We start from the raw sequence: 12,229 nt of genomic DNA on the forward strand, positions 1-12,229 counted from the left end.
TTAGGCTGATCAATAATTAAAATGAGTAATAATGCCCCGCTTTAAAGCGGGGATATTCATAAAAATTCTAGTGGAATAATAATATGTATAAAATTGAGCGTGTAGACATCGAAAACTTTTGGCACAGGTTTGATGTAGGGTGTGAGTTTAATGAAGATGTAAACATAATTATTGGTAGAAATGGAACTGGTAAAACTACGTTTATGAATATTCTTCATGCTATTCTGACAGTAGATCCTGTAGGTTTAGTAGGGAATGATTTTGTCTCAGCAAAGATATTGTTAAAAAATGAAGATAAAAAGATTAAAACAATAGTTGTTAGAAAAATAGAAGATGAACATTTTAATTTCCCAATCATTGAATACCAAATTTCAAATAAAAAATATAAATTTAGACTGATTAATTTAGATGATCGTAGAATTTCATTAATGCAAAAAAGACGAATATCAGAGGAATCTATGGATGTTCGTAACGAAATGTTTGCTTTAACATCTGTTTCGTCATTATCAGTATATAGATTGAGAAATGATGATGAATATGAAGTTAGAGATAGACATGGGGCAGTATTTTTGTCTCCTGTTGACTATCGGTTATCACAGGCTATGGCAGGATTGACCGAATTCCAGTTAGCATTAGCTGAAGAAGCACAAATAGTTGCCAAAGATTTGCAGAAAAATGTTCTAGCATCAATTTTATATAGTGAAGAAGATGCAAGACAAAAAGCCTTAAATTTATCCTTTGATAAAGAAGCTGAACAAGAGAGTTTGATAACAGCTTATGAACAACTGAGTTCTTTCGATTCTACGATTAAAAAGAAGATTAAATTTCATGTTTCTAGTATTGCTGAGACAATGAGTGAAATTAAAAGTAATAAACCCGAAAAGCAGATTGATATTAAATCTTTAGAAGCATTAAGAAAAACTAGAAAAATTATTGAACTATCATTATCTGCGAAAGATAAAACGCAGTTAATATATTCTCAAATTAATTTATTCTTAAGAATAATACACAACTTTATACCTGATAAAAAATTTAGTTTTTTGTCTGGAAGGTTAGTTATTGAAAATAGTCTAGGAGCTATAGAACATTCGAAGCTTTCTTCTGGAGAAAAACAGTTAATTATTTTAATGATTGAGGCATTATTACAAAAAGGAAATAAACATATATTTATGGCTGATGAACCAGAGCTATCTTTACATATTGCATGGCAACGTCAGATTATTCCAGCAATTAGGGAAATAAATTCAAATGCTCAAATAATTGTTGCTACTCACTCTCCAGAAGTTGCTTCTAGATATAAAGAGTCAATTTTTGATATGGAGAAATTGATTAGTGGCTAGTTTAGATTATTCGCTAGGAGCTCTTAATATACTCAATGTTTTTCATCAAGTCGATAAAGTGGTTTATGTTGAAGGTCAAGATGATGTTCCTTTTTGGGAGTTTCTATTTAACAAATTTACAAATTTGGATATATATATTGAAGAGGTAGGGGGGAAAGAAAATCTTCAACTTTATATTGATAAGATTAAGTATGAATCTGCTGAATTTATTGTTGCAAAGGATTTGGATTATAGTAGCTTTTTCGATGAAGATAAAAAATATGAGAATATATTAACAACTGCTGGATATTCTATTGAAAATACTTTAATAAATAAAAGCACCCTATTTTATGTAGTTAAAAAATTATGTTTATTACCTGATTCAAAAATTAATAAAGATGACTTTAAGGAATGGCTTTCAAGAACTAATATTTTAGTAGAGAATCTAATATTATTGGGAATATATAATGAAATCCATAGAAAAGGAGTTTGTGTGATTCCCTCAAATGCAGATCGATTTATGGTTTCAAAAAGCTCTTTTTTACTTTGCTCAGAAAAAATAAATGACTACTTGAATAAGATAAATTTAGCTATCTCTGACAAAGAGTTAAAAGATTTGTCAACAAGACTCAAAATATTGTGTGAAGATCATTTAGATATTCTGAATGGACATTTTTATTTTTCGGCTGCCCATAGGTTTGTGACACTTAAAAGTGCAAAATTGAAGCCTTCAACAAATAAAGATAAAATTCAATGTTCTAGTGAGACTTTTTTAGCTTTATTGATGAGTGCATTTGAATGCTGTTTTAATAACAGTCATTCACATTATGATTATTATAGTAAACAATTTGCACTAGTTTCATAGATATGATTAGAAGTATTATTTTACTTGCTGAAATGCCACCATCATTCGTTGAAATGGACAATAAAAAGTCATTCACACTCCGTTATAGTGACTTCACCATTTCTAAAATTATACGGAGAACAAAAATGGTTACAGCTGGCTCTAAACCGGGAACAGGTTTCTATTTTTGCGTTCAATGTGGGCATCGTGCTTACTTAGAAATTGGTACTGATCGTTTACCACCGTGTACCAAATGCTTAAGCAATCAATTTAAAAAATAATTCGCTCAAGCAAACACACTAAAACAGACACCACTGTTTTAAACAAAAGCCCTATTACACCATAGGGCTTTTTTGTTACCTTAAGAAAATTAAAAACATATTAATAAAAAGGTTTGCTATGGAAACAATACTCGGTTTATGTCTTGGTATAGGATTGAGTGCTGCATGTGGTTTCCGCGTATTTGTTCCCTTATTGGTGATGAGTATTGCCGCTATTATGGGCATTTTTGAACCCATAAAAGGTTTTGAATGGTTGGCTATGCCATCGGTCTGTATTGCATTAGGCTTTGCCACACTATGTGAAATAGGTGCTTATTACATCCCATGGGTAGACAACTTACTCGACACCATTGCAACACCTGCCGCGATGGTGGCTGGAACATTGACGACCATGGCGGTAAGCTCTGGTGAAATGTCGCAATTTGCAAGTTGGGCTGCCGCAATCATCGTCGGTGGTGGAACAGCAGGAGCAGTGCAACTTGGGACAGTGGCAGCACGGGGTGTATCGACCGCAACCACGGGTGGCGTGGCAAATCCTGTGGTTTCTACAGGTGAGTGGGTCAGCGCATTGGTGATTTCCGTATTGTCATTCTTTATACCAGTATTGGTAGTGATCGCTTTACTAATTGGTGTGGTTTGGGCAGTACGTTGGTTCAAAAAGAAAAAGCAGCGTCAAGCTGATGCTCAGTAAATTTATAAAAGAAGTATTAAAAATACTCGGATAAAGAATGAAAAATATATTGGCATTTTTTCAAGTTTTAATTGGGCTTTACTTTTTGGGTGATTTGATTAGACAGAATCCAAAGATTGATGGGTTTTTACAAAATACTGAAAAAAAATTTTCAAATTGGAATCACAAGCTCAAAGATTCAAATGCAAAATCAGGCTTATTTTTGTTGAAGAAGATTCATGGTTACTTATCTATAATTTTTATCATTATATTTCTCGTTATCCAAAAATTATGGCCTTCACAAATTTATTTGCTTCATCTTCTGTCCGCTGCTTTCGTTGCTTGTATATTTGTTTGGTTGTCTTTGACCTGGACAATTGATCATAAAAACATGATCCTTTCGATGGCAAAGCAAGTTGCTTTTTTAAGTGTAACGCCTTTTATTGCAGGAATAATGGACTATCTTTTTTCATTAAATTTTACAGCAATATTTGTTCAGATATACAACACGCTCGCACAGACACTGCATTTGGAACCGAGCGGGATGCATCATCCAATTATTATGGGGCTTGTAGGCAGTCTTATTTTGACAAGCTTATTTGTCATCTATTACATAATAATGTGGGTGATTTCGCTACCAACACTACTGATTTTTCTATTATTTATGCTGAGTGCTCAGAGAATTGCCAAATTAATTAACAGTATTGCGCCTAAACAGCCTTTAATGGGTTTAGCTGTAATATTGTTTATCATTCTGACGTTTGTTCAAGCAAATATCTAAATTATTCAGTGGATGAATTGAATTTACAAACTTCTGAACAAACTATATCTTTGATTTTTAAGTGAGATTGTTTAAATATTTAAAAACCACGATCAATTTTACAGCTATTTTAGCTCAGTATTGGTCTAAAGCTTGCTTTAGATTTATAGCACTTAAGCTCATTGAAGACTGAAATAAACTTATAGGATCACCCTGTGAATACAGTACAAGAAAAATCGCGCGCAAAACTTCCTTTTAAAGTCCACATGATGGCAGGCTGGCCGTTGTTACTACTGATTATTGGTGGTGCTGTGGGTGGTGCACTCGGTGCAATTGCTTATACAATTAACCTCAAAATTTATAAATCTGAATTATCTCAACTACAAAAAGTACTCGCTAATCTTATGTGTGGCATGTTTGCCATGATGTTGTGGTGGAGCATTGCATCTTGGATTCAAGCCAGTCTCTAAAATGAAAGGTCAACTTGAATTTTAATTGCAATATTTAGCTAAAAAACGCTAAAAAAAGTGTATCAATGAACCTATTTGGGAAAAAATATTATATTTATAAGGTGATATGAAATATTTTTTTATTCGATGCTAAAATTCGTTAATCTTAGGAAATTAATCCCGACGCAGTCTCGCTATTATATATCTCAAGGGTGTGACGGGATCGAAAAGAGTAGATTGCTACCAGTTGCGTACAACGTGCGTGTAGTACTTACCCAAAAGGTCTTGATTCGGCTTAGGACGCTATAAACCAGAAGTTTATAGGCAATAGGGTTATAACTTACAAAGTTATAATAGTTGAAGTAAACAACATGTTTTCCCTGACACCCTCAAAATTCTCTTAAAAAAATTATAATTCTCAATTCTCAAATCGCGCATCTTATAAATTGACACTGAGTTGATCAGTTGCTATTTTTCCGCATCCCAAAGAAATGCTCTGTTCACATGCCTTTAGACGATAATTTTGTATATATGCCACCTCAAGGTCCGCTTAACATCGTCTATGAAGATGATGATTTGGTGGTCATTGATAAACCAGCAGGATTATTGTCTGTGCCAGGACGCTTGCCTGAACATCATGACAGTGCGTATTCAAGAGTGATTGCTCAATATCCAAATGCAAAAATTACTCATCGTCTAGATATGGCAACCTCTGGAATTTTGATGTTTGCAAAACATCGCGATGCTGAAGTGGCTGTGAGCAAAATGTTCCAAGCGCGCACCGTGAAAAAAAATTATGTGGCACTGGTGCAAGGTAAAATTGCACAACAGGGACAAGTAGACTTGCCTTTAATTACGGACTGGGAAAACAGACCGAGACAAATTGTTCATTTTGAACTTGGAAAATCAGCCTTAACACTGTTTGAATTGGTCGCTTATGATGCGCATTTAGATGTTAGTCGTGTCTTGTTGACGCCAATTACGGGGCGTTCACATCAATTACGCGTACATATGCAAGCCATAGGTCATCCGATCACAGGTGATAAACTCTATCATCCAAACCCTAAACTCAGTGATTTAGGGCGTATGGCTTTGCATGCGAGTTATTTAGAGTTTCAACAACCGTTGAGTGGTATTGAAATTAAAATTGTGAGTGAAGTTCCATTTTGAATGAAACGCTTCAAGCAAAATACGTATTGTGAGTGCCTAACTAAAATTTAACAATTACGATCATATAAAGTTAAGAACAATTTCTAATGAATTCTTCTCCAAAATGAAATAAATATAGGCTACTCTAGGATATTGTATACGCAATAACCACAATAAGGATGAACGTATGAGCCGTGATTTAGAACAATTTCCAAATGATGATAATGGCGATGTACTGTGGCAAATGTTCCAGGATGGAGATGATTTAAGCGAGCCGCATGAGATTGAGTACTCAATTGCTTTTAGCTCTAAAGACAAAGCTGAAAAATGTGCCTTGTTCTTGCTTCAGGAAGAACAAAAGATCAGTTTATTTATTGATGAAGAGTCTGAATCCGCAGAATGGATTATCACGATTTATGTGTATATGGAGCCAGAATACTCAGATATTGTGGATTTAGAAGAGTGGTTTACCAAAATAGCCAATGACTATGACGGTGAGTACGATGGATGGGGATGTATGGCATATGTATATGATGATGAAGATATAGAAGATGAGTTTCAAAGCTAAACAAGGCTAGAGCCAATAAAAGAACCTAAGTGATTGAACTTAGGTTTTTTTTATTTAAACCTTATAAAATTTAAGGTTTTTTTCTATTCGCTAGATGAAAGTGGTATATTGAGCAAAATTTTTTTAATTTTTTGGATTTTTTTTATGTCTTTGCCAAATTGCCCAAAATGTTCCTCTGAATATACTTATGAAGATGGGGACCTCTTGATCTGCCCAGAATGTTCACATGAATGGAAAGAAGGAGAGACACTCGAAGAAGTGGTTCAGATCAAAGATGCAAATGGCAATCTTCTTGCAGATGGCGATACCGTAACGGTTATCAAAGATTTAAAAATTAAAGGTTCATCATCCGTAATCAAAGTCGGTACTAAAGCAAAAAGTATTCGTTTGTTGCCAGATGCAACGGATGGTCATGATATTGATTGTAAAGTAGATGGTTTTGGCGCAATGAAACTTAAGTCCGAATATGTAAAGAAAGCATAAGCTTTTATAATGGCTTCAGTGAAACTGGGGCCAATTTTTTATGCGAAAATAACTCGTCATTGGTTTTCTGATCATAATGATAAGTTTTAATAAATAATGGTTGTTTTTTATCAATTTAAATTGAATTTTAGATACAAATTAGAATAAAAATTTCTTTGCTTGGCACAAAATAACATTACACTTCTTCTTTAAAAGTGTTAACTTCATCACACTAATAACAATAAGGTCACATCATGTCTATTCAGATTGAGGGTAATGTTGTTGCTGCTCATGAAGTATTAGCGCAATTAAAAGAATGGGATTCAGCATTAGTGGGTAATAATGTTGATGCGTTAATCGAAAAATGTGCACAAAATGTAAGTATGTTTGATGTCAGCACTCAACTTGAAGGGGCTGAAGCTTATCGAAAAGAATGGCAAAAATTTAGCCCATATTTCTTTGATGGGATGCAAATCACTCGCCGTGATGTAAAAGTGCATGCGAGTGATCATTTGGTTGTATTACACTGTCACTCTAAAGTGGAACATAAAGCCTTAAAAGGTCAGTTGCAAATGCCTTGGTGTCGTACAACATTATGTCTACAAAAAACCAATGAACAATGGGTGATGGTACACCAACATATTTCTATGCCTGTAGACTTAGCAACGGGAAAGGCTATCATCTTGAAGGATAAATCAAAATTAAGGCTTGTGGTTTAGCTTATCTTGAGCATTTAGATGGGCTTAAACAGTGTTATCTTTCATGAATGAGTTAAATTCTGGAGACGTGTCATGGGATTTTATGATTTTTATCGTTTGAGTTCTCATGCGGTGATCACCAACCCAGAGGGACAAGTCTTATTACTGAAAGCAAACTATGCCAATTACAGTTGGGGGGTGCCTGGTGGTGGTTTAGATCAAGGTGAAACCATACATCAAGCTTTGCTCAGAGAGTGTAAAGAAGAAATAGGTTGTGATGTAAGCATCCAGTATTTGTCTGGGGCTTACTATCACGCACATGTAAACTCACACACCTTTATATTTAGATGCATGATTGAAAATAATGCCCAAATTCAACTCTCTGAGGAACATACGGAATATGCATGGTTTAGTCCAGAGCAACTGTCTGAGGTTCAACGCACTCGTGTTCAAGACTGTCTGAATTTTCAAGGTGAAGTTCGGAGTTATTCATTCTAGAATTTAGAAATTAGACAGTTGGCATAATGTTTTGAAAATGATTGAGCTTAGCAATGATTTCATCTACTTGTTTCAGACGTTTCACCTCATCCCATAACAGTTTTGCTTCAGGATAATGTTTAGACATCATACCTAGCCATTGCTTATAACGTCCGACCATATTCATTTCTTTTTTATAAGAACCATTTAAGAAGCGAATTTGGAGTGTAATTAAATCGCTCCATTGTAATATCGCTTCGTCTTTATTTTGTCGGATGCATTGTGTGACATCGGGTGTTGTCACTGCTGCACGACCAATCATTAGATCTTCACAACCTGACTCTAGTAAACACTGGCGCGCATCTTGGTTATTCCAGATTTCACCATTGGCTATCACATTAATTCTAAGCGCATGACGAATGGGTTGAAGTTGATCCCAAAAGGCGGGTGGGGTATAGCCATCTGCTTTTGTTCGTGCATGAACGGTCACCCAAGCGGCACCAGCATCTTCTATAGCATGTGCATTTTCCAGGGTGAAATTACGATCCATATAACCTAAACGCATTTTTGCTGAAACTGGTATTTCAGCAGGCACTGCATCACGTACAGCTTTAACCAGTTGATACACTGTTTCAGGTTCATCCAATAATACAGAACCACCTCGATGCCTGTTTACTGTTTTAGCTGGACATCCAAAATTCATATCAATTGCAGGTGCACCTAACTCCACCGCTCGAACGGCATTTGCAGCCAACATGGTTGGATTATTCCCTAAAAATTGAACATGAACGGGTGTTCCTGCTGCTGTTTTGCCATCGTTGAATAATTCGGGACAGTAAGAATGATAGATGTGATCTGGAAGGACAGAATCAGTGACACGGATAAACTCAGTTACACACCAGTCGAAGCTGCCGACATGTGTGAGAACATCACGCATGATGGGATCAGTTAAACCTTCCATGGGTGCTAAAACGAGTTTCACATGGTCACCTGAATATGGGAAAAACGGTGTTATACGGTGTTTTGTATAGCTTGTCTAGTCAGAAATTTCACACAAAAAAAAAGCCCAAACTTATGTTTGGGCTATTCGCTTCCAATTATTGATATTTAGCCCATTGTAGGTCTGCATTTTTAATGGCGATGAAATCATTTGCATTCACATCATCAACTTTATTTAAATTTTTATATTCATTTTTGGGAATATAAATATTTGTACCAGCACCCATTGTATTGTGTTGTTGAACACTAGTATACGGTGGGACACCTTGAGAGCTGATATTACCAAAGATTCCATTTTTTTCACCGATACCACATGCTGCACTACCTTCAACATTACTTCTTGCTAATACGTCACCATAAATTTGTGCACATGCACCAATACGCACAACTTGATTAGACATCAAGGCAACTAAACCAAGTTCTAACTTTGTTATTTCTTTATTATCAATAGTCACTGTATCAAGTGTACCGTCAGGTAATCTATTGGTGTTTTTATACATCGTATTCGCATCTTGGCACAAATTCACTGGCGTCAAGAATTTGTTCGATAAAGTTGCAGGTGTTGTTGCAGGTGGACTAACACTAAACTTAGTATTAGACGTAGTGCCTAAGTTACGTGAACAAATTAAGGCATCTGTTGCATTTGGATTTCGCGTAATATTACGAGGCGAATAAATGCGAGGAGACATCGCAATCGCATCAATATCACCTTCAGCAAGGAATGTATTGGTGAATACAGAATCAGTACTATCCGCCGCAAGATTCGCTTTACCAGAAATAATTAATTTACCTTCGAAATACAGAATACCTGGAGCAAAACTTGCGTTATCGAATGTAGATGTATCCATTGAACGAATATACCAAGTGTCTGGTAATGTATAATCGTAATCTTTAGGCCAACCAAATATAGTTCGGTCTTTACCATCAAGACCATTAAAATCTAAACTGACACGTGGAAGATATCCAATAATTTGACTTGTACAATAACCGCTTTTATGGTCAGTACGTAGACCTAAACTATTGGTCATGATCTGTTCTTCATGAATAGTTTCACAAATAGCACCCACATAATCTTTGCTATTCAAGGTGTATTTCCCTAAATAGAAACCTCGTGAGCCTGAGTTTGAGTTCTCAGGGTCAATTTTCATGATTTGAGTTTTATTTCCTGAAGCATCTACAGCAAACTGTTTGTGAATATTATTAGTAGCATCATACTCATACATGTAAGTGATTTTAGAGCTCTCATTGCGAAGATGATTTAAATATACGCGAGCAGCGCCATATTCACGTACGAAAATATAGTTTGCATCATTTCGATATTGACGAACATCGACTCTGGTTTCAAACGTCATATTTTGAATTGCTTCTTGAATACTGGCTATGGTTTCAGAAACATCGTATTTAGGAATATCTGGAAAAGTACTGAGCTGAGGGATGCTTGTGAGTTTTTCATAAATTTTTCCACTAATTGCATTCTTAAATCCTTCAACTACACCATTCTGGTTTGAAGCACTAAAGTTGGCAAGATAGACATCACCTTTTACATCTTCAGTAATAAGACCATCTAGTAAGCGTAATGGACCGTTAGAATACACATTTCCACCAATCCAACTTGTACTTAAGCGGACTCCCGCCTTGTACGCGCCAACTCCTTGTTGCGACTGATTGTGAGCATAGGCCGATTGTTCAATTTTAGAGAGGGTATCAAGATCGATAAACTCTTTAGCTCTTACACTGCCTTTAACGTCACTACTAGAAATATTAACTTTCCCGCCTGAGGTAATATCACCCGTAACAACACTAGTTCCGATCATTGTTACGTTGCCACCTGCCATAACATTTCCGTTGACTTTACTAGAAACGGAAATATTGACATTCCCTTGGTGTGTGGTGATAGAAGACACTTCGACATTCGTGCGTAGTGTTACATCTTTATTGGTATGTAAGTTTGCAGCATAGCCTCCTTCTGTAAGACTAATATTTCCGTCAGTGGAAATATTTTGAGCCTTAGAACCAAGAGAAAGTGTGACATCACCAATTGCTTTAATATTTTCTGCTTTGACATTGGTTAACAGTTTAACCCACTCACCAGATGAAATATTGCCAAAATTTCCGCCGTTAATAATATGAACATAGCCCTCAGCATTGATGTTAATTACAGCCCCATTTCTTGTACCACAGGCATCAATTAAACAATCAATATAGACATTTCCACCTTTACCATCTTTGTCTTTCTTAACGTTAATAGTTAAGTTTTTGATATTTTGGATTTTGAAACCAGCTTGTAAGGACAGGCTACCACCATCGACATTCAGTTCGACATATTCATCTGGTTTAGTTGGATCTTCGCCGGAAATAGTAGTGCCAGACATAAATGTTTGACCAGTGAAATTAATAACACTCTTGTACTTAATCAGGTCTGCTGCAAGATCATAGATTGCTTGTATCGTAGTAGCTGATTGAGCTGACCCACTTTTCGACAGAATATTTGCGATGACAATACATTTGGTTCCAGTAGAACCATCTGGGTTATTGGTTAAACCATTGCAACCTTTTACATCTTTTACTTCAACCGTGACATAACGTTGGTTGGTATCATCATTTAAAAGCTGAATTTCACCTGTATTTAATAAGCTTTGGCGAAAGTCATTAATATCGGTATCCTTATATTTTTTTAATAAATATTCACGAAAGGCGCTAACACCTGACCATCCCATGAGTTGTACGTTGGTTTGTGCATGCGCAGCAACATTTGCTTCTTTGTTGGAGATCAGTGATTTTGCAACAGTCGATGTTATGATCATCACTGTAAGCCCGATGAGCAAGACCAAAAGAATAGTGGCCATGCCTTGCTGCTTTCTTAAACTATTCATCTTTAATCTCGCTCTTAAAGGTTAACAATGTTATTAAGACAAACGGTATTACTCACTGTTTGACCAATGTTTGAATTTTGCATTTCATCTGCGTATTGACGATTAGCAGTAATCGTCAGTTGGCGCGTACCTTTGGAGTTGTTTTTATCAATTCCAAAAGGTGTACAATTTCCCGGTGTTAATACAAAGTTAAAAACGGTGCCTGTTTCTAAGGTCTTAAAGGAAACAATATGCTGTTTTTCGTCAGGTTGGCTAAAAGTTTCTATATTTAATACTGCTTCAGACCCACAGTTATTCTTTTTAAGAAAGATTAAGCGATATGTATCACCTTCTTTTTCTTGAGTTAATGCTTCACAGTTGTAATTAATCGTTGTATTTGCAGACATTAAGCTTGTTACAGGATCTGGATTCATTCGCCAGAAAACAGCAGGTAAATTTTGAGTGTCCACTCCTACAGCAATATCTGATGTTTTTCCTGAACCATAGCCTGCATTTTGAACGAGCTTCTGTGCAACTGATAATGCTGTTCGTATTTGAGCATCGTATTCCGAATCACGAGAAGAACTAATACCAATTTGAGTCGTCTGTTTAAAAAGCATGAGCATCATTAGCATGCATAACATTGCAATGACTAATCCAACCATCAACTCAACGAGCGTAAATCCTTTTTGACTCATGAT

Annotated in this window: 14 protein-coding genes; 11 read left to right on the forward strand and 3 right to left on the reverse strand. The window is 35.8% G+C overall.

All coding sequences use genetic code 11. The features are described from left to right. Nucleotides 1–83: 83 nt before the first annotated feature. From AC1M9M_RS07790 to AC1M9M_RS07840, 11 genes are all read left to right on the forward strand, one after another. Nucleotides 84–1,340, forward strand: a complete 1,257-nt coding sequence (locus AC1M9M_RS07790; protein WP_481596059.1) for an AAA family ATPase — start codon at nt 84–86, stop codon at nt 1,338–1,340. Beyond that, nucleotides 1,333–2,184 (forward strand): DUF4435 domain-containing protein, encoded by an 852-nt coding sequence (locus AC1M9M_RS07795; protein WP_481596060.1) that lies wholly within the window; start codon nt 1,333–1,335, stop codon nt 2,182–2,184. Before AC1M9M_RS07790 ends, AC1M9M_RS07795 begins: the two co-directional genes overlap by 8 nt. A gap of 53 nt (nt 2,185–2,237) precedes the next feature. Next, the gene (locus tag AC1M9M_RS07800; protein WP_481596079.1) at nt 2,238–2,444 is read left to right on the forward strand and encodes a zinc ribbon-containing protein; all 207 of its coding nucleotides are present in this window, start codon (nt 2,238–2,240) and stop codon (nt 2,442–2,444) included. A gap of 118 nt (nt 2,445–2,562) precedes the next feature. Continuing rightward, complete coding sequence (locus AC1M9M_RS07805) at nt 2,563–3,135, forward strand: DUF4126 domain-containing protein (RefSeq protein ID WP_481590531.1); 573 nt, start codon at nt 2,563–2,565, stop codon at nt 3,133–3,135. Between the two features lie 37 nt (nt 3,136–3,172). After that, complete coding sequence (locus AC1M9M_RS07810; RefSeq protein ID WP_092767493.1) at nt 3,173–3,895, forward strand: hypothetical protein; 723 nt, start codon at nt 3,173–3,175, stop codon at nt 3,893–3,895. Between the two features lie 245 nt (nt 3,896–4,140). Continuing rightward, nucleotides 4,141–4,344, forward strand: coding sequence for a hypothetical protein (locus AC1M9M_RS07815; RefSeq protein ID WP_051586633.1), 204 nt, complete (start codon nt 4,141–4,143; stop codon nt 4,342–4,344). Between the two features lie 483 nt (nt 4,345–4,827). Beyond that, nucleotides 4,828–5,493 carry an RluA family pseudouridine synthase gene (locus AC1M9M_RS07820; protein ID WP_035269858.1) on the forward strand — a complete coding sequence of 222 codons (666 nt, stop codon included), beginning with the start codon at nt 4,828–4,830 and terminating at the stop codon, nt 5,491–5,493. A gap of 166 nt (nt 5,494–5,659) precedes the next feature. Continuing rightward, entirely contained in the window at nt 5,660–6,040 is a 381-nt protein-coding gene (locus AC1M9M_RS07825; RefSeq protein ID WP_035269856.1) for a ribonuclease E inhibitor RraB, read from the forward strand. A gap of 144 nt (nt 6,041–6,184) precedes the next feature. Continuing rightward, nucleotides 6,185–6,523, forward strand: coding sequence for a zinc ribbon domain-containing protein YjdM (locus AC1M9M_RS07830; RefSeq protein ID WP_035269853.1), 339 nt, complete (start codon nt 6,185–6,187; stop codon nt 6,521–6,523). A gap of 233 nt (nt 6,524–6,756) precedes the next feature. Next, nucleotides 6,757–7,221, forward strand: coding sequence for a YybH family protein (locus tag AC1M9M_RS07835; RefSeq protein ID WP_179998993.1), 465 nt, complete (start codon nt 6,757–6,759; stop codon nt 7,219–7,221). Nucleotides 7,222–7,293: 72 nt separating this feature from the next. Then, complete coding sequence (locus AC1M9M_RS07840) at nt 7,294–7,698, forward strand: NUDIX hydrolase (RefSeq protein WP_481596061.1); 405 nt, start codon at nt 7,294–7,296, stop codon at nt 7,696–7,698. A 10-nt stretch (nt 7,699–7,708) separates the two neighbouring features. Here the strand turns inward: AC1M9M_RS07840 and AC1M9M_RS07845 are convergent, their stop codons facing one another. The 3 genes from AC1M9M_RS07845 to AC1M9M_RS07855 all read right to left on the reverse strand — a co-directional run bounded on the left by AC1M9M_RS07845 (nt 7,709) and on the right by AC1M9M_RS07855 (nt 12,226). After that, nucleotides 7,709–8,659 carry a tRNA-dihydrouridine synthase gene (locus tag AC1M9M_RS07845; RefSeq protein WP_481596062.1) on the reverse strand — a complete coding sequence of 317 codons (951 nt, stop codon included), beginning with the start codon at nt 8,657–8,659 and terminating at the stop codon, nt 7,709–7,711. A gap of 115 nt (nt 8,660–8,774) precedes the next feature. Further along, on the reverse strand, nt 8,775–11,522 hold the full coding sequence (locus AC1M9M_RS07850) for a bactofilin family protein (RefSeq protein WP_481596063.1): 2,748 nt from the start codon (nt 11,520–11,522) through the stop codon (nt 8,775–8,777). A 41-nt stretch (nt 11,523–11,563) separates the two neighbouring features. Further along, nucleotides 11,564–12,226, reverse strand: coding sequence for a PilW family protein (locus AC1M9M_RS07855; protein ID WP_092767483.1), 663 nt, complete (start codon nt 12,224–12,226; stop codon nt 11,564–11,566). Nucleotides 12,227–12,229 lie beyond the last annotated feature (3 nt).

Source organism: Acinetobacter sp. ANC_7503 (genome assembly GCF_056780035.1).